20 protein-coding genes, 2 tRNA genes and 2 pseudogenes are annotated in these 15,780 nt (G+C 60.2%); 8 read left to right on the forward strand and 16 right to left on the reverse strand.

All coding sequences use genetic code 11. The annotated features are described in order from the left end of the window. Positions 1 to 170: pseudogene (locus tag CFB24_RS22320) on the reverse strand (IS256 family transposase); the annotation flags it as partial. A gap of 132 nt (positions 171 to 302) precedes the next feature. On the opposite strand from CFB24_RS22320, the gene CFB24_RS20830 reads away from it, so the two are divergent. Further along, complete coding sequence (locus tag CFB24_RS20830; protein WP_088522551.1) at positions 303 to 1,709, forward strand: MFS transporter; 1,407 nt, start codon at positions 303 to 305, stop codon at positions 1,707 to 1,709. Between the two features lie 129 nt (positions 1,710 to 1,838). Next, a complete protein-coding gene (locus CFB24_RS20835; RefSeq protein WP_088522552.1) occupies positions 1,839 to 2,525 on the forward strand; it encodes an outer membrane protein in 687 nt (228 codons plus the stop codon). Between the two features lie 58 nt (positions 2,526 to 2,583). Here CFB24_RS20835 and CFB24_RS20840 read toward each other — a convergent pair whose 3' ends face one another. Both CFB24_RS20840 and CFB24_RS20845 read right to left on the reverse strand, forming a co-directional pair. Next, positions 2,584 to 3,285 carry an RlmE family RNA methyltransferase gene (locus tag CFB24_RS20840; protein WP_088522553.1) on the reverse strand — a complete coding sequence of 234 codons (702 nt, stop codon included), beginning with the start codon at positions 3,283 to 3,285 and terminating at the stop codon, positions 2,584 to 2,586. Between the two features lie 13 nt (positions 3,286 to 3,298). Continuing rightward, entirely contained in the window at positions 3,299 to 4,375 is a 1,077-nt protein-coding gene (locus tag CFB24_RS20845) for a Ppx/GppA phosphatase family protein (RefSeq protein WP_244593358.1), read from the reverse strand. A 194-nt stretch (positions 4,376 to 4,569) separates the two neighbouring features. Here CFB24_RS20845 and CFB24_RS20850 point away from each other — a divergent pair. Next, positions 4,570 to 4,643, forward strand: a tRNA-Gln gene (locus CFB24_RS20850). 207 nt (positions 4,644 to 4,850) lie between these two features. Here the strand turns inward: CFB24_RS20850 and CFB24_RS20855 are convergent. Genes CFB24_RS20855 through CFB24_RS20875 form a run of 5 tightly spaced genes read right to left on the reverse strand, consistent with a single transcriptional unit; the run spans position 4,851 to position 6,175 of the window. Next, a complete protein-coding gene (locus CFB24_RS20855; RefSeq protein ID WP_088522555.1) occupies positions 4,851 to 5,039 on the reverse strand; it encodes a hypothetical protein in 189 nt (62 codons plus the stop codon). Next, the gene (locus CFB24_RS20860; protein ID WP_088522556.1) at positions 5,026 to 5,307 is read right to left on the reverse strand and encodes a hypothetical protein; all 282 of its coding nucleotides are present in this window, start codon (positions 5,305 to 5,307) and stop codon (positions 5,026 to 5,028) included. The genes CFB24_RS20855 and CFB24_RS20860 overlap by 14 nt, the downstream gene beginning before the upstream one ends. Next, positions 5,294 to 5,545: a hypothetical protein gene (locus CFB24_RS20865; RefSeq protein ID WP_088522557.1), complete on the reverse strand. Its 252-nt coding sequence runs from the start codon at positions 5,543 to 5,545 to the stop codon at positions 5,294 to 5,296. Before CFB24_RS20865 ends, CFB24_RS20860 begins: the two co-directional genes overlap by 14 nt. Continuing rightward, positions 5,542 to 5,769, reverse strand: coding sequence for a hypothetical protein (locus CFB24_RS20870; protein WP_088522558.1), 228 nt, complete (start codon positions 5,767 to 5,769; stop codon positions 5,542 to 5,544). Before CFB24_RS20870 ends, CFB24_RS20865 begins: the two co-directional genes overlap by 4 nt. A gap of 10 nt (positions 5,770 to 5,779) precedes the next feature. Further along, the gene (locus CFB24_RS20875) at positions 5,780 to 6,175 is read right to left on the reverse strand and encodes a hypothetical protein (protein ID WP_111390766.1); all 396 of its coding nucleotides are present in this window, start codon (positions 6,173 to 6,175) and stop codon (positions 5,780 to 5,782) included. Position 6,176: 1 nt separating this feature from the next. Here CFB24_RS20875 and CFB24_RS20880 point away from each other — a divergent pair, with 1 nt between their 5' ends. The 3 genes from CFB24_RS20880 to CFB24_RS20890 all read left to right on the forward strand — a co-directional run bounded on the left by CFB24_RS20880 (position 6,177) and on the right by CFB24_RS20890 (position 6,893). Further along, positions 6,177 to 6,491, forward strand: a complete 315-nt coding sequence (locus CFB24_RS20880) for a helix-turn-helix domain-containing protein (protein ID WP_338064205.1) — start codon at positions 6,177 to 6,179, stop codon at positions 6,489 to 6,491. A gap of 32 nt (positions 6,492 to 6,523) precedes the next feature. Then, entirely contained in the window at positions 6,524 to 6,766 is a 243-nt protein-coding gene (locus CFB24_RS20885; RefSeq protein ID WP_088522561.1) for a hypothetical protein, read from the forward strand. Positions 6,767 to 6,817: 51 nt separating this feature from the next. Further along, positions 6,818 to 6,893, forward strand: a tRNA-Asn gene (locus tag CFB24_RS20890). Between the two features lie 319 nt (positions 6,894 to 7,212). Here CFB24_RS20890 and CFB24_RS23260 read toward each other — a convergent pair. Then, entirely contained in the window at positions 7,213 to 7,386 is a 174-nt protein-coding gene (locus CFB24_RS23260; protein ID WP_158255369.1) for a hypothetical protein, read from the reverse strand. A 205-nt stretch (positions 7,387 to 7,591) separates the two neighbouring features. Here CFB24_RS23260 and CFB24_RS20895 point away from each other — a divergent pair, with 205 nt between their 5' ends. Further along, the gene (locus CFB24_RS20895; protein ID WP_141098543.1) at positions 7,592 to 8,731 is read left to right on the forward strand and encodes a type I restriction endonuclease; all 1,140 of its coding nucleotides are present in this window, start codon (positions 7,592 to 7,594) and stop codon (positions 8,729 to 8,731) included. Positions 8,732 to 8,819: 88 nt separating this feature from the next. Here the strand turns inward: CFB24_RS20895 and CFB24_RS20900 are convergent, their stop codons facing one another. From CFB24_RS20900 to CFB24_RS22810, 7 genes are all read right to left on the reverse strand, one after another. Then, positions 8,820 to 9,107, reverse strand: a complete 288-nt coding sequence (locus CFB24_RS20900; RefSeq protein WP_088522563.1) for a hypothetical protein — start codon at positions 9,105 to 9,107, stop codon at positions 8,820 to 8,822. After that, positions 9,107 to 12,655: a phage tail length tape measure family protein gene (locus CFB24_RS20905; protein ID WP_088522564.1), complete on the reverse strand. Its 3,549-nt coding sequence runs from the start codon at positions 12,653 to 12,655 to the stop codon at positions 9,107 to 9,109. The genes CFB24_RS20900 and CFB24_RS20905 overlap by 1 nt, the downstream gene beginning before the upstream one ends. 27 nt (positions 12,656 to 12,682) lie before the next feature. Continuing rightward, positions 12,683 to 13,453 (reverse strand): HK97 family phage prohead protease, encoded by a 771-nt coding sequence (locus tag CFB24_RS20910; RefSeq protein ID WP_088522565.1) that lies wholly within the window; start codon positions 13,451 to 13,453, stop codon positions 12,683 to 12,685. A 13-nt stretch (positions 13,454 to 13,466) separates the two neighbouring features. After that, positions 13,467 to 14,027, reverse strand: a complete 561-nt coding sequence (locus CFB24_RS20915; protein ID WP_141098544.1) for a hypothetical protein — start codon at positions 14,025 to 14,027, stop codon at positions 13,467 to 13,469. A 73-nt stretch (positions 14,028 to 14,100) separates the two neighbouring features. Next, complete coding sequence (locus tag CFB24_RS20920) at positions 14,101 to 14,484, reverse strand: hypothetical protein (protein WP_088522567.1); 384 nt, start codon at positions 14,482 to 14,484, stop codon at positions 14,101 to 14,103. A 9-nt stretch (positions 14,485 to 14,493) separates the two neighbouring features. Continuing rightward, positions 14,494 to 14,817, reverse strand: a complete 324-nt coding sequence (locus CFB24_RS20925; RefSeq protein WP_088522568.1) for a hypothetical protein — start codon at positions 14,815 to 14,817, stop codon at positions 14,494 to 14,496. 4 nt (positions 14,818 to 14,821) lie between these two features. After that, on the reverse strand, positions 14,822 to 15,493 hold the full coding sequence (locus tag CFB24_RS22810) for a hypothetical protein (protein WP_104469717.1): 672 nt from the start codon (positions 15,491 to 15,493) through the stop codon (positions 14,822 to 14,824). Between the two features lie 117 nt (positions 15,494 to 15,610). On the opposite strand from CFB24_RS22810, the pseudogene CFB24_RS22325 reads away from it, so the two are divergent. Next, a pseudogene (locus CFB24_RS22325) lies at positions 15,611 to 15,780 on the forward strand (IS256 family transposase); the annotation flags it as partial.

Consider the following 15,780-nt stretch of genomic DNA (forward strand, 5'->3'; position numbering starts at 1 on the left):
TCGCCTTGGTCAAGGTGGTGGTCGACCTCCGCGTTCAGCGCCCGTTCGGCGAGCGCCTTCTTCAGTTCGTCGAGAAGACCATCTTTCGCAAAGGCAGTCTTGGGATCCGCGCCGCCCAGAAGCTGGTCAAGCAGTTGATCGGGAATAAGCGGGGCTTTCCGTCTTGCCATGTGATGCCTCCATTTGCTTCCAAATGGCCATCACACGGAAATTCCGACACTCTCGATTTTTGCCGTAAGGGGCGACTTTCCGCGAAAATGCGCTAAACCGGTCTGCCGCCCCCGACCGTTTCCGGACACCCATTGCGCCCTTTCCTTACGCCGCTGATCGTCGCCTGCGCCCTGTTCATGGAGAATCTGGACTCGACCATCGTGTCCACCTCCCTGCCCGCCATCGCCGCCGACCTGCATCAGGATCCGATCGCGCTCAAACTCACCATGACCTCCTACCTGCTGGCGCAGGCGGTGCTGATCCCCGCCTCCGGCTGGGCGGCGGATAGGTTCGGCGCCCGCACCGTTTTCCGCATGGCGATTCTCGTGTTCACGCTCGGCTCGATCCTGTGCGGCCTGTCGAGCACCCTGCCCCAGTTCGTCGCCGCCCGCGTCGTTCAGGGCTGCGGCGCCGCCATGATGGCGCCGGTGGGGCGGCTCGCGCTGATGCGCTCGGTCGAGCGCAGCGAACTGGTGCGCGCCCTGGCCTGGCTGACCATTCCCGCGCTGATCGGCCCCATGCTCGGCCCGCCGGTCGGCGGTTTCATCTCCACCTATCTGCACTGGCGCTGGAATTTCTGGATCAACGTGCCGATCGGAGTCGTCGGCATCATCCTGGTCAGCCGCTACATCGGCGAATTCCGTCAGGATCCCGCGCCGTTCGACACGCGCGGCTTCGTCCTGTCGGGCTTCGGCCTATCCAGCCTGATCTTCGGCCTGACCGTTTTGCCGCGCGGCTTCCTGCCGTTCGAAGCGGCGATGGCGCTGATCCTGTTCGGCCTGATCTGCCTCATCCTTTATGTCCGCCACGCGCTGACGGCGCCAAGCCCGATCCTCGACCTCAGCCTGTTCCGCGTGCCCACCTATCGCGCCAGCATCATCGGCGGCACGCTGTTCCGCGTCGGCGTCGGCGCCACGCCGTTTCTGTTGCCGCTGATGCTGCAACTCGGCTTCGGCATGACGCCGTTCCAGTCGGGACTGACGACGTTCGTCGCCACCGCCGGCGCGCTGATCATGAAGGCGACGGCGGCGACCGCGCTGCAGCGGTTCGGCTTTCGCAAGGTGCTGCTGTTCAATGGCGTGACCTCCAGTCTGCTGCTGGCGGCGATCGGCCTGTTCGGACCGGCGACGCCCCAGGCGCTGTTGATGGCGACCCTGTTCGCCGGCGGCTTCTTCCGCTCGCTGCAATTCACCGCGCTGAACGCCCTCGCCTATGCCGACATCGAGGCCGCGCAATTGAGCAAAGCCACCAGCTTCTACGCCGTGGCGCAGCAACTCGCCCTGTCCGGCGGCGTCGCCTTCGCGGCGGCCGCCCTGGAGATCGCCCGCGAATGGTCCGGCGGCGCGCTGGGCGCGCAGGAGTTTCCGCCGGCCTTTTTCGCGGTGGCCCTGATCTCCGCCACGTCGCTGCTGGCGTTTCTGCCGCTGGCCCGCGACGCCGGCGCCCGCATGTCGGGCCACAAGGGCGAGGAGGAGATCGCCAAGACCGACCCGGCCTGACGCCCTGTGGCTGTTGAGCCACAGGACCGCCGATTCGGCGCGCCCTCCGTATTACTACGGATAGGTCCGCCGCAACGACGGGCTTAGCCTTTGTGCAAGTGGAGCATTTATTCTCGCAGGAGACTTCTCATGCTGAAACGTCTCGCTTCCGCCCTCGCTCTCGTCGCGGCCCCAGCCCTCGCGGCCGACCTGCCCAGCGTCAAGGCCCCTCCGGCGCCGCCGCCGCTGCTCACGACTTACAACTGGACCGGACTCTACGCAGGTCTCGACCTCGGCGGCGTCTGGGGTTCGGCCAAGTTCTCCACCCCCGGCTTCGCCACGACGCAGGATGGCGATTCGGTTCTCGGCGGCGCCTTCATCGGCTACAACCGTCAATATGGCGCGTTCGTCGTCGGCCTCGAAGGCGACGTGCAGGGCCTCGGCGCCGACAAGACCTCGGCGGGCCTGCGTTTCCGGCAAAATTTGCTGGCCTCCGTCAACGGCCGGGTTGGCTACGCCTTTGATCGCGTGCTGATCTACGCCATCGGCGGCGTCGCCTTCACCGACAGCCGCTTCGACATCGGCGCGACGCGCGTCGACGGCGAGGAGACCGGATATGACGTGGGCGGCGGCGTGGAATACGCCTTCCTGCCCAATTGGACCGTGCGCGCCGAATATCGCTACTATGATTTCGGCAAGACCAACCGCACGATCACGACCGGCGGCGCAGCCTTCCCGACGCCCTGGAGCGTGACCAAGACCGACAATACGTTCCGCGCCGGCGTCGCCTACAAGTTCAGCGAACCCGATTCGGCTCCGGTGGTCGCGAAATACTAAAAACAACCCGAGCGAAACGCGAAACTTGATCCGCGGCCCCCAAGGGGGTCGCGGCCCTTTATCGGCTGGCGCGAAACCCCGTCGCCAGCACGTAAAGCTCGGAGGAATCGGCGCGGCTCGCCTGCGGCTTGACGTGGCGCACCAGAGCGAAATCGCGCTTGAGCTGGGTCACCAGTTCGCCGGTCTCCCCGCCCTGAAACAGCTTGCACAGAAAATAGCCGCCGGGCGACAGCACTTCGGCGGCGAAGGCCACCGCCAGTTCGGCCAGATGCACGATGCGCAGATGGTCGGTGCCCTTGTGTCCGGTGGTGTTGGCCGCCATGTCGGAAAGCACGCCGTCAGCCTCGCCGCCCAACATGCTCTTCAACAGATCCGGCGTCTCGTCGGCGAGAAAATCCTGCACGGCGAACTGCACGCCGGGAATCGGCTCGATGTCGAGCAGGTCGATGCCGACCACGCATCCCTTGCCATCGACGGATTTAACCTTTTTCGCCGCCACCTGCGACCAGCCGCCCGGCGCGGCGCCGAGATCGACGATTCTCTGGCCGGGTTTCAGCAGATGGAATTTTTCATCGATTTCGATCAGCTTGAAGGCGGCGCGCGAACGCCAGCCCTCGCGCTTGGCGCGCGCGACATAGGGGTCGTTGAGCTGGCGCTGCAACCAGAGCGTGGAAGACAAGGTGCGCTTGCGCGCGGTTTTTACGCGGGTTTTCAGGCCCCGGCCGCCCTCGCCGCCTGATCCGCCGGAAGTTTTGGTCAATTTCGGGATTCCATTACGCGAAGGATTGGTCCGCCCGCATCAATTCCAGAAGCATGCCCTCGCGCAAGCCCCGATCGGCGATTCGCACCCGCTCGGAGGGGAAACAGCGGCGAATGCCTTCGAGAATGGCGCAGCCGGCGAGCACCAGATCGGCGCGGTCCGGCCCGATGCAAGCGTTGCGCGAGCGCTCGGCATAGGACATGCCGCGCAGCTTGTTCATCACGGCGTCGATTTCGGCGTGGGACATCCAAAGGCCGTCCACACGGCGCCGATCGTAACGCGACAGGTTGAGATGCACGCCGGCGAGCGTGGTGACGGTGCCGGAAGTGCCCAGCAGATGGAACCGGTTGCACCGCTCCTCCTTGGCGGAGCGCGCCAGGAACTGCTGCAATTCGGACACGACCAGTTCGGTCATGGCGGTGAACTGCCGGAAAGTGACTTCGGCGCCGCCGAATCGCTCCGCCAGCGTCACGACGCCGAGCTGGAGCGACGTCCAGTGGCGCACCTGTCCCTCCTGAGCGCCATTGCGCGGCGCGAGCCAGACAATTTCGGACGAGCCGCCGCCAATATCGAACAGCAGCACGCTCTTGGCGCGCGAATCGGCCAGGGCGGCGCATCCGGCGGCGGCGAGTCGCGCCTCGGTCTCGCGGCTGATGATTTCCAGTTCGAGACCGGTCTCCTCGCGCACGCGGGCGACGAAATCCTCGCCGTTCGCGGCGGCGCGGCAGGCTTCCGTTGCGATCAGGCGGGCGCGGCAGACATCGCGCGCGGCCATTTTATCGCGACACACCAGCAGCGCGTCGAGCGTGCGGCAAATAGCCGCTTCCGACAGCTCTCCGGTTTGCCCGAGACCCTCGCCCAACCGCACGATTCGGGAAAATGCGTCGATGATCCGGAACGATTCGGCCGGTGCGCCGGGGTCGCAAATGGGCCGTGCGACCAAGAGACGGCAATTGTTGGTGCCGAGATCGAGGGCGGCGTAAACTCCCTTGGCCCGCGCGCCGTAAGGCGCGGTCGCGTCCAGACGGGGGAGGCGCGCCGCCGACCCGCCTACGAAGCTTCCCGCTCCTGTCGCGCTCAAGGATGTCAAACCATTCTCCCCCGGGCGCCCTTACCAGAACGCACTCGTTAACAGCGCACAATAAGCCGCGAACTCGACGCGCGACAAGATATTTTGACGAGAGGGCGCGGATATGTCGAAGGGATGCTATTTTTTGACTTGCGCATTTCCGCGGTCTTGGCTATCTCAACGCCACTCGGCGCGGCTGATTTGGCTTCGCTCGTTGGGGAATAGTTCAACGGTAGAACAGCGGACTCTGACTCCGTCAATCTTGGTTCGAATCCAGGTTCCCCAGCCACCCTAACCAAATGAAATCGTTGGCGTATTTAAAACTGTGTGACGGCCTGTTGCGCAGCGTGTGCCAATTTTGTGCCAAGCCGGCTGAGCCGTGCGACATTGCTCCAACTTGCTGCGCAGGCGATTCGGACTGCTGAAAAAGACAAAATACGCCCGCCAGGAACAAGCCGGCGGGCGTCGAGGGCTTGGCACCACGATCACACTGGCGTCACCAGCCAGGAATTCCCAAGGTGTAATCGCCTTCGTCGCCGTTTGATTCGTCGGGGTCGGCTTCAAGATCGGCGTCGCCGTCGATCTCGTCCAGCAAGAGAATCAGCGCCTCAATGGCGTCAGTGATTCGCGCCCGCATGGCCGGCGTGAATTCCACGATCTGGGTGAAGGCGTCAGGCTGGCGCATGGCGTTTGTTAGCCTCCTCATGCTCCATGTAATACGCAACGGTCGCTGCGCTGGCGTGATCGGCTATGGCGCTGGCAAGCTCAGCGAGCGCCTGCGTATCTCGCTCGTCCTCGCTGTAATACTCGCCGTTGTGCAACAGCAGCCACAAAGCGCGCGACAAGTTGCGGGCGGTGTTCAGATGCTCCTCGGCGCTGTCCAGGCATTTCAGCCGGGCAGGCCGCTGGAGGTATTCGGCAGCGGCGGGCTTGCGGCGGTCAGGCGGTAGCATTGGCCTTACCCTCCTGCGTTGTCCCATAGAATACGTTATCAAGCCTCTCGATTTGGGTGCGGAGTTCATGGCCGATCCAAAAAATTGAATAGGCTTCGTCTTCCGCAACCTCTACAACGCCGCCCTTGGCGATTTTAGAGATATCGCCATTAAGGAGAATACCAAGCATTCTGCTCATCGCGTTGAGGCGGGTCACCTCATCTTCTAATTCAACGATTACTTGACGGTCGGTTCTCATATCTGTGCCTCCGGTTTGTCAGCGTCCAATTCGGCCATCATTTCCTCGACCACGGCGAGGATGTTCTTCGCCGCGATGAAAATTTGGCCAGAGATCACCGCCTTCATCCGCCTCTTCCGGCAGGGCAGGCCGTAAACGGCCGGCTCGACGTCTAGGACTTCGGTCGAGATCGAGAGCAAGCGGTCGATTTGATCGAGGCGCTTTTTCTTCATTTCGTCGTTCATGGTGACGCCCTCACGCAATCATTGCGGGGCTGGCGAGAACGCATTTCAGCATCACAGAAATTGTCGCGCCGTCGTACAGGTAGTCGCTGATTTCCTCGATGAGATAAGCCAGCAAGGCCCGCACGCCGTGCATGGTCTGCGGCCTTTCTTGCAGCAGTAGGTGGAAAAGCGCCGCCTGCTGGTCGCAGCAAAAGGCGGTTGTGTCCTCGTCGGAAGCCGGAGAGTTCGCTTTTTTCGTCCAAGCGCGCATCTCCATGATGAGGTCGAAAATTCGCTGGTCGGGGTTCGCAGGGCTGGCAGCAGCAGCGGCGCCCAGCGCTGCAAAGACGGCGGCAGCGGGTCCAGCAGAGAGGAAAAGGCGGCGAGAAGGCAAAGCGGCGCCGTTCGCCGGAGAGGCGTTGTTCATCGTGGTTGCTCCTGTAAGCGGTTTGTGCGATATTAAAAATATCAATACGGGCTTGAACATGTCAATATTAAAAATATCAATTCGTCAGGTGAAGGCCGCTCGCGCCTTGCTGGCGTGGTCGCAAGAGGACATGGCGCGTGAGTCTGGCGTGTCGCTTCCGACGATCAGACGCCTTGAGGCTCAGGACGGGGATATTGGCGGCAGGCCTGAGACTGGCGAGAAAATCCGCGTCACCCTTGAAGCCGCAGGCGTCGAGTTCATCCCCGAAAATGGCGGCGGCGCAGGTGTCAGGCTTAAGAAGTCTGCCGTAACGTGATCTTCGCCAATCGGCTCGCAACTCGAAGGCTCATGACCATGCCGCGCATACAAATCAACCCATCGCGCCACGGAACGCCTGGCGAAGTCGTCGCCGTCGAAGATGGCCTTATAGTGTGGGCCGGGCCTATATCTGCTCTTCGCGAGGCGGGCAGCTTCGATGCCCTGTTCTGCCACGATGATGACGAAGAGCGCCTGAGTCGGTTAATGCGCGGCATTACCCCGACTCCTGTCGCCTCCATCGTCGACGAAAACCAGCGTATCCGTGGCGGGTGAGCGGATCCCTACGTTTGACGGCGGCTTGTCAACCAGATACCAAGCCGTCATTCCCTGATAGCTCAGTTGGTAGAGCAAGCGACTGTTAATCGCTTGGTCGCAGGTTCGAGTCCTGCTCAGGGAGCCAGCCAGACGATGCGTCACCAGATAGAAAACGCCCGCCAGGGATGGACTGACGGGCGTTCGCTGTTACGCGTCGAGGAGGATCGGGGGGAAACCCTCGACCAGATCGGCATACAACCTGAAACTTGCCCCTAACCTGCGTTTTTCGCGTCACCCTTATCGCCGGTCGCGGTCGTTCGCGAAATCTGACTGGCGAGGCGCTCCAAGCTTTTACGTTTAGTTAAGCTCGTTTCTGAATAGCGCTTGCGCTCCTGCGTCAGCGCTCTTAGCTGAGGTATAGCGATGGCGTCAGGCGTTATCGTACTCGCTGGCTCGCTCCATTATCATCCAACGGTGGGGCGGGCTTTTTTTTCCAGCGCTTCAAGTTCGCCCTTGTCCAGAGACGTGCCTTCTACGGCCTTGAGATCGTCGCCAAGGGCCTCGCCGCGCGCGGCGGCGCGCTCGACCGTGCGCTTGTCCTTGCCGGTGGCTTCGGACGTAGCGGATGCAAACGACAAATTGTCGCTCGCATCATTCCATCGCGCATTCGCCCCAGCAGTTCCCGCCTTCGTCTCCGGGTGCAGCAGTTCGTAGATCTCTTTCCGACGCGAGATCGCCAGCGCCTCCTGTGCGGGCGTAAGGTGTGACAAACTCCGCCTTGCATTCCTGATTCGGCGGAATAACCTCAACGCGATTTAATTGCAGAATCAGTTGGGGGCTCTCATGTCCGACGATTTTCGACCGAAACTTAAACTGTTTGCGGAGCGCATGGTGACCGTGGCTGCGCGCTGTACAAATGAAGAAAGCACCAAGTTATTTTTGATTCTGCCTTTTTTGAATTTTCTTGGTTATGACGACCGAAATCCTGATGAGGTTTGCCCAGAGCATAGCGCTGATTTTTCAGAAAAATTTAAGAATAGAGTAGATTTTGCTATTATGAAATCAGGCACCCCAATTATAGCTATTGAGTGCAAGGCTCTTGGCTCTGCATTAAAAGATGAGCGTGGTCAATTGCGATCTTATTTTAATGCGGCTCCAACGATTAAGATGGGCGTGTTAACCGATGGCCTCGTTTATGAGTTCTATGCGGACTCTGATGAGCCGAATATGATGGATCAAAACGCATTCTTGATGCTCGATATGCGAGAGATCGCAAAAGGAAAGATTGAAGACTCTATCGAGGATGGCCTAAAGAGTCTTCAGAAGTGCAATTTTGATCCAGAAAATATTGGAGCAGAGGCAAAACGAAAGTTAATATTTCATGACTTTGTTCAACAAATTAGTAAGATAGCTGAGAATCCGAGCGAACAATTTGTTAGAATGCTTCTTCAGAATGCGGGTTTGAGTCACGTTCGCTCAAAATCGCTTGCTGATTATACAGAGCTAGCTCGTAGCGCATTCAGAGAATTTGTTAATTTGAGGATTTTACAGCGACTTGATCTACCAACAAAGGATAAAGATCAGGATAAGACTGTTCCGGCGGCGGAAACATTGCAGATGGAGAGCAGTAAGGTCGACGAAAGCTTGGCTGTATCAGCAATCGAACTTGATGTTTTCAATTATGTTAAAAGGCGCCTTGCATTTCTTGTGAAAGATGACCGTCTATTTCAGGAGATAGATGGTGTTGATTATAAAAACTATAAAGGAAAATTTGTTGTATTTTACAAACGCGTGCAGGCCGGCCGTCTTTTTGACTTTTATGATGAGGGAGATTGTAAATACAATTTTGATTTTGGTCAGTTCGGTGGCGACGTGTCAACGGATAACCTTTCAGAAATAGACAAGGTGCTCCTTGCTGTGTACGTCCAGCGTGTTTCGGAAAATGAGCCGTCCGCTAAGCGCTTAGCAACTGCTGACCAATAAGGAGTTGTCGCGCACCGGCTGTCTCAACTTGAAACGCCCCAGCCAGAGATAGACTGGCTGAGGCTTTTCTAGACGCAGGCCAATTAGATCAAGCGCGGCCAGTCCCTTCCGGCGTGGCGCAGAGGTTTTGCAGCCCATCCGCGAACGCCTGAACATTGGCGGCAACATGTTCATATTCGGCGTGCGTCTTGTTCGCCGCGACCTGTTCAGCGAAGAACCGCGCCCAGGCGATGACGCGCGCCGGATCGATGGCGTTGCGCTCGGCCAAAGCCGCGACAATTGAATAGGCTGCGAGCTGAAAGGCCGATTGCTGAGCGCCAAGCCGCCGGCCGATCATTTCGAAAAGCTCCGCGGGGAATTCCGGTTCCGGCTTCATCACACCCTCCCGGTCGAGCGCGACATGCCGTAGGTGTTTTGCAGCATGCGCGCCGTTGGCCCATTCGAGGCGATGTCGTGAGCAATCGCCTGATGAATCATGGTCTGCATCTGCACATGGCCGTTCGGCTGGCGCGTCGCCTTGGTCTGAACCTCGACGCCAGGCGCATTGTTGATGATCTGGTGGTTGACCGTGACGTTGCTGGCGCCACCGCCGCCGCCGCGCATGGCCACAGGGATAGACCGCCCATCCGGCAGAGGGACATACGCCTCGTTCATGCTGCCCTCGCCAAAGATCGCCATCTGCGGCGAATTGGCGACGCCGCCCGACGCATAGCGCTTCAGCGGGATGGAGCCAGACGCCGACATGATGCCGCCGTTCGCAAACGGCCAGAGGCCGCCAAGCAGATCGCCAAGCCCCCCGCCCAGCAATCCCCCCATTTCCCCGGGCTTGCCGAGAAGACTCTTCATCAACAGGTCCACGCCCTTATCGAACATCTTGTCGTTCATCCGAAGGACGGCCTCCCGCATGGCGTCGCCTGCATTTTGCCCGCGCATCATGGCCTTGAGCGGCGAAGACATGATGTCGCTAGCCGAGCTGCGCACGAGGTCGTACGAACCCATCACGTTCTGTTGCCGATCTTCCTCAGCGATTTTAGCGCGATTGACCTGAAGCGAGCGCCGGCCGGTTTCCGCCAGATATTCGTTGAATTTCTTCAGCGCGTCGCCGCTCAGCGTGGTTTCGTCAATGCCGGCGCGAAGATACTGCGTGCGAAGTTTCTCGACATCGTTCGCTGCGGCGATTTCCTCGGCGCTCTTGCCGAAGGTCGCGCGCAACAAGTCCGTTTGGCGGGACATTTCCATGATGGAGTCGGTCGCGGACACGAACGGGCCGCGAATCTGATCGATGTCGATGGCCGCCAGCCGGTCATTGTCGCCGCGCTGGCGATCAGCCATCGCCGTCGATTTGATCTGCGCCACCTTTTCCGGCGTCACCGATCCGCCGTTGATGCCATCCCAAGTCCCGATGCCGGCCCGCGCAGCGCCGTGGAACGCGCCCCAGCCGTTTTTCTTGGCGTAATCCAGCGCAAATTCAGACTGCTGAAAGACCGTCAGCGGGTTTCGAGCATCCAAGCCGGTGATGCGGGTGAATTCATCGCCAAGACCGGAGACCGCATTCCCGCCTTTGGCTATGCCACCATAATGCAGCATGAACGGGCCGAAGCTCGACCCATTGTCACCTACATACGAGTTCAGCCCCTCCGAGCGCGCAACACGCAGAGCGGTGGCCGGATCAATCCCGCGCGCCGAGGCCGCTTTTTGAATGAAGTCCGCCACAGTGCTGGACGAGCCGTTCATGCCGGCCGCCGTGAAGGCAGCGAGAGACGCACCGCCAGCAGAGATGCCCACACCGCCGCCGCCGATCTTCGCCGCCGCGCCAGACAAGGTGCCGGCGAGCAGTTCAGCGGCGGAGCCGACGCGCTGGAACCCGGAGACAACAGGAGTTTCCGGGCCGCTGGCGCCAGGGACGTATTGATCGCGGAAGTTCTTCGTATCGAGCAAGACCTGCTGGCGAGCGCGCTCATACGGTCGCAGCCCCGCCAGTTTCAGTTCGTCCGAAGATTGCCGCGCATAGTCTCGCGCCTTGGCGTTCCCTTCCGCGATCAACTGGACGCGCGTCTTTTCGGCTTCAGCCGCAGCAACAAGGATGTCTTTCGATGACCGGATGGCGTTGATGCGCGCAGAATCGACCGCAACCGCCTCGCGTTCAGCGAACGTGTAGGCCATCGTCTGCCGCGCCGCCAGAGCGCTGTCATTTGCCACTTTCTGGATTGCAGTTTCGTAAGTTGCGGCGGCAGTCTCAGCGCGACGAAGCGCAGTAGCGTATTGTTCAGCGCTAAATCCTGCGTCTTTGAGCGCGTCAGCATTATCTCCTATTTTACGAAGCATATCGCGCGCGTTGATAATCTCTTGAAGCGACGACTGCTCAGGGGAGTATTTGCGCACATTCGCAGCAGCAGAAATAGAAAGCCGGTTGTTTGCAACTTCCTTCTTGGCGTCTTCCGCCGCTTTACGCTCGTCCGCAATTTGCCGTTCAAGCTCAGCAATTCGAGCCGGATAGGTCGAAAGAACCTCTTGCCGGATGCCAGAGCCGCCAAGGCCCTGTTTCGCCGTCGCCAAGCTATCGCGCAGAAATGAAAGCTGCTGCTCGCGATTGTAGCCGCCCATAGCGCCGCCGACCGCCGAGTCAGCGTTGGACACGCCGGTCTTGATCGCACCCCACAGTTTATCCCAAGCGCCTCGATTCTTCTCGATTGCAGGCGTCGCCGCGTCAACCGATTGCTTGAAGGCGTCCATAAGCGTTTTTTGGGCGCCGACAACGTCGCCGGACTCTTGCAAATTCTTGATCGTCTGAGCCAGACGGTCATTGAGGAACCCGAGCGATTTGTTAAGCTCTTCCGCGCCCTTGGAGGGGTCAGCGAACGCCGAGGCGAGCGACTTCGCAGCGTCTGGAATATCCTGGCCGGAAATCCGCGAGAACCGCTCAACGCTTCCGACAGCGCCGCCGATAATCGACCGATCAACAAGGCCGGAACTGGCGAACGTGCCAACAGCCTCACGCGCCGCGCTGATCGACAGATGCCCGCCAGACGCCGCCGCGCCCTGCATAGCCGCAGCATTCAGCCCGCCAAGCGTGAGGCCAGTCCCGCGTCCCGCGCCAATCATCGTCGCCGTAAGGGCGCGTTGCGCCTCATAGGCCCGATAGAAAGAAGATGCAGCGGCGAGGCCGACAGCGCCTAGAGCGCCCGCAGCGAGACGGGAAGGCGTCACCACTTCAAGGAGGGAATCCTTGATGCCCTTGAGTGCCGACTTAAGACCGCCGCCACCGAACGCTTGGAACAGGTCAGGCGCTTGTTGCATGACGACTTGGGAGATGGACGCGCCGGAGCCGAGTGACGACGCCGTATTGCTCAACGCCGATTGCAGCATCATCATCTGCATACGGCTGTTGCCGGTCACTTCCGCATGATCGCGGATAACCCTAATTTGCTCAACGAAAGCGGTCTTCGTGCGATCAAGGGCGGCGACTCGCTCTCTCTCGGAGATTGCCCCCACCTTCGCCGCGTTGGTGATTTCCGCAAGCGTGTCGCGATATTGCCGGCCCGCCGCAAAAACAGGGTTATATTTCGCCCGCAGGTCGTCAAGCTGTTTGCCATAGGCTTCAATATCCGCCCCGCGTCCTCTCGGGACGTTGGCGTTCTCGCGCATCGCCCGCGTGAGATCGTCATAGCGCTGACGTGCGGTCTCAAGCGCCCGCGTCGCCGCGCTCGTGACCTGCAATCCCTGTTCGCGCGCACGGCGGATAAGCTCTTCGCCACGGCTTACATCGACAAGCGCACGCGCCAGCGGGTCAAGACGACGGGTGTAGCCTTCAAGCCCGTTAATGGCGCTAAGCTGGGAGCGCGACAGCCCGTCAAGATCGCGCGCCGCGCGGTCAAACCCTTCGGTTTCGGCGCGGATGCGGACGCTGGAAATGATGTCAACCATCGGCCTTGTCGTCCTTCTGCCCAGAGATCACATTTTGAGGACGAAGCCGTGCGGCTTCGGTTTTTTGGAGCAAAATTGCCCCCAACGTTCCATGAACTTTTCCACCTCGTATTTCCCCTGCGTGGCGAGGTAACCCGCCACCAGCTCGCGGCGCTCTGCGGGCGTCATGCGTTGGATTTCCAAGCGCCCCGCCTCCTCACGCGCCGCATCTTCGGCAACGAGACGCGCGACAACTGCTTTTCTCTCCGCCTTCGTCTTCGGAGCAGGCTTCGGAATGGCCGGCGCGATGGCCAGTTCGGCCGCTTTCGCGCGGCGGCGGAGTTGCGCCATATCGACACGGCCGGATCGGTTGGAACGCTCAATCGTGGTCGCAGCCGGATTGCACGCGACAACCACAAGCGACAGTTCAAGAAGTTCCCATTTTGTGTAACGGACACCACCGCCCTTGATCGGCTCCCATTCGATAGGCTTGAAGCCGACAGACACGTCTTTCAGGATGCCGGCCTTATACCGGTAGCAAGCACCGTCAGCCTCGTCCGACTTCCCTTCATCAAGAAAGGTAATCAGCGCCTCGACGCGCGAATCTGTCACCGTGATTTTTGCGCCGCCTGCATTTTTCTCAATCGTCGCCTCATGGTCCAACTGGATCGGCGCGTAACCGCTCGTCACACAGCCAGACGGAACGAGGATATCGCCGGCGCGATCACGGGTGGGGTCTGAAGCAATCACTTTGATTTGCCGCTCGCCGAGGTCTCCGGCTTGCGCCGTCACGGCGCTGGAAAGAAACTTGCGCTCCATACGTCTACCCCCCTCAGTTGTTCAGGCCAGCACGGCAGGCGGGCACGTGGTTTCTTTCGAAGACCTCGACGAAGTTTTCCAAGGCGTCATCGTTGAGCCGGTTCAGCGGATCACAGAACGCGGTCCGCGCCTGCGCCATAAATCCGGCTTGGCAAGCGTCCGCATAAACCGCCTCCATGGCCGCGCGCGCGGCAAGGGCGGCGCGAACAGCATCAATGAACTTGCGCGTAGTTTCGACGTGGCGCTCGCTCAGTTCCCGCCATTTGGCGCGGCGGTTCTCGTCTGAAATCTCCGCAAGCCGGGCCAGAATAATCGGCTCGATCAAGTCGGCGCGTTCGAGAGCGATGCGCGCCTCGTCGCCGGCCCGGTCGATTTCGGAGAGCATGGCCTCGCCGCCATCCGTCAGAAGAATATCGCGGCGGCGTCCGGTCAAACCGTGAATGGTTGCTTGAGCCACTCGACGCTCTGCCGCAACAGTCTGAAGGGCCGCCTCGCACTCAGAAATTGTTTTGAACCCAGCAGCAGAATCCCTGGTCAGATTCTTTTTTCCGAAAATATTTTCAATGATCCCCATGCGCGAGAACTCCTTTCACGCATAGATGATCAGACTTGCCTTTTGCAATTCCGAGCGCTGATTATTGCAAAACTCAGCCGCCGCGCGCGCCGTCGACAATATTCAGAACTTGGCGCCATCCGAGTGAGCGGCCCTCGTTCTGCTTCGCAACTTCCACCAGCGCCGCGCGCTTGGCGTTGATGCTGCTAACATCTGTCCCGACGTCCATTTGCCAGCAAGACGCCAGAATCCTATCCAAATCGCGCGAGAACGCTTGTGCGGCAGCATATGAGGGCAGGTCAGCATAGAACCGGCGCAGCGCTGTCCTGATAGCTTCATCGCGGTTCTCAAGCCGATCCTGGCGGCGGCTCCAGCGCGGCGCGCCGGCTCCGGCCTGTGCGCGCAGGATTGCGGCGTCGTCTTCGTTGATGGCGTAGCGCTGAATTATTTGTTCGACATGGTCGGCGGTGAGCGTCATGGGCGGCCCTCAGTTCAGCTTCGAACCGGGCGGCGGGGGCGGCGCGAATTTGCCTTCGCTGGCTCGCTCCTGCGCCTTCGCCAGCGCCGCGCCCTTCTTGCCGATGTCCTTGGCTTCCTGTTCGGCGCGCGCCAGGATGATCTTCGCCGCCGAGACGCGGCAGATGTCGCGCTTGCTATGCTTCATGATGTGCGCCAACGTCTCCAGCGCCGTCGTCTTCAGGTCGGCGACGGTCCCTCTGAATTCCTGCACATCAACGATTGTCACCGTCGCCGGCTTACGGCCCGCTCCGGCCCGTTTTCCGCCGCGTCCGATGCCTCTCGATTTGGTCATGTGGTCAACCCTTTGATTTTGATGTCGCCCCAGGGAAAAAAATCTCCGCACCAGACTGTGGCCGGTCGCCGGCCTCTTGAGGCTTGGAAGATTTAATCCCCCCTAGGAGTGGGGGATTAATTCCTTGGCCGGTTTCACCCCCTTCACCGGTCCAGACCATCAGTGCGCAGCGCCGCAGTTGGGAGGAAAAAACCTGCCCGAGGGGCTGGCCAGCTTTTAGTGACAAGTGACGCGTAGTGACGGGTTTTTCCGTATAACGCTCTACGCGCGCGCACGTGTGGGCCGATAGCCATTCATCAACCAACATCATGAGAGGCGTGGAGGTGCCCAGGGCAATCCCGTTGAACTGCGATGCCTGCTGAGGCCCATGGAGTTCCAGCAGTTCAAGGCTACGGTCACTGATCATGCCTTGGATGAACTCTCGCCCATCAACCTCCATGTAGCCATCAGAATGATACTGAGCCGCCGCCATGGGATTCGCTTCAGCCCGTTGGAGTTCAGCGGGGTATTCCAGCGCCTCCTTGGTAATGGGGTCAGGCTCACGCCCTTTGCGGCGAAGCGTCTGCTCTGCGTTCTCCAGCATCTCGTTGAAGCGTAGGAGGATCGGCCACTTGAGGCGGTTCGCAGTGATCAAACTATCCGTATGCAAGGGATGAACCAGCTTCGCCTTGCCCATGATTGCGCGGAGCTTTGGAGGAACTTTCTTCTGAACGCGCCACTGCTTTCCGCGCCATTCGAGGAGAGTGTCGGAATTTCCGTGTGATGGCCATTTGGAAGCAAATGGAGGCATCACATGGCAAGACGGAAAGCCCCGCTTATTCCCGATCAACTGCTTGACCAGCTTCTGGGCGGCGCGGATCCCAAGACTGCCTTTGCGAAAGATGGTCTTCTCGACGAACTGAAGAAGGCGCTCGCCGAACGGGCGCTGAACGCGGAGGTCGACCACCACCTTGACCAAGGCGA

Origin of the sequence: Rhodoblastus acidophilus (genome assembly GCF_900187365.1) — a bacterium.
GTDB classification, from domain to species: Bacteria; Pseudomonadota; Alphaproteobacteria; order Rhizobiales; family Beijerinckiaceae; genus Rhodoblastus; species Rhodoblastus acidophilus.

What these genes read in the sequence shown, in the direction of transcription:
- CFB24_RS20885 (WP_088522561.1), top strand. Translation starts at nt 6,524, where the DNA reads ATGACCATGCCGCGCATACAAATCAACCCATCGCGCCACGGAACGCCT.
- CFB24_RS20860 (WP_088522556.1), bottom strand. Translation starts at nt 5,307, where the DNA reads ATGCTACCGCCTGACCGCCGCAAGCCCGCCGCTGCCGAATACCTCCAG.
- CFB24_RS22810 (WP_104469717.1), bottom strand. Translation starts at nt 15,493, where the DNA reads ATGGGCAAGGCGAAGCTGGTTCATCCCTTGCATACGGATAGTTTGATC.
- CFB24_RS20895 (WP_141098543.1), top strand. Translation starts at nt 7,592, where the DNA reads ATGTCCGACGATTTTCGACCGAAACTTAAACTGTTTGCGGAGCGCATG.
- CFB24_RS20870 (WP_088522558.1), bottom strand. Translation starts at nt 5,769, where the DNA reads ATGAACGACGAAATGAAGAAAAAGCGCCTCGATCAAATCGACCGCTTG.
- CFB24_RS20855 (WP_088522555.1), bottom strand. Translation starts at nt 5,039, where the DNA reads ATGCGCCAGCCTGACGCCTTCACCCAGATCGTGGAATTCACGCCGGCC.
- CFB24_RS20925 (WP_088522568.1), bottom strand. Translation starts at nt 14,817, where the DNA reads ATGACCAAATCGAGAGGCATCGGACGCGGCGGAAAACGGGCCGGAGCG.
- CFB24_RS20875 (WP_111390766.1), bottom strand. Translation starts at nt 6,175, where the DNA reads ATGAACAACGCCTCTCCGGCGAACGGCGCCGCTTTGCCTTCTCGCCGC.
- CFB24_RS20865 (WP_088522557.1), bottom strand. Translation starts at nt 5,545, where the DNA reads ATGAGAACCGACCGTCAAGTAATCGTTGAATTAGAAGATGAGGTGACC.
- CFB24_RS20900 (WP_088522563.1), bottom strand. Translation starts at nt 9,107, where the DNA reads ATGAAGCCGGAACCGGAATTCCCCGCGGAGCTTTTCGAAATGATCGGC.
- CFB24_RS20905 (WP_088522564.1), bottom strand. Translation starts at nt 12,655, where the DNA reads ATGGTTGACATCATTTCCAGCGTCCGCATCCGCGCCGAAACCGAAGGG.
- CFB24_RS20910 (WP_088522565.1), bottom strand. Translation starts at nt 13,453, where the DNA reads ATGGAGCGCAAGTTTCTTTCCAGCGCCGTGACGGCGCAAGCCGGAGAC.
- CFB24_RS20835 (WP_088522552.1), top strand. Translation starts at nt 1,839, where the DNA reads ATGCTGAAACGTCTCGCTTCCGCCCTCGCTCTCGTCGCGGCCCCAGCC.
- CFB24_RS20915 (WP_141098544.1), bottom strand. Translation starts at nt 14,027, where the DNA reads ATGGGGATCATTGAAAATATTTTCGGAAAAAAGAATCTGACCAGGGAT.
- CFB24_RS20920 (WP_088522567.1), bottom strand. Translation starts at nt 14,484, where the DNA reads ATGACGCTCACCGCCGACCATGTCGAACAAATAATTCAGCGCTACGCC.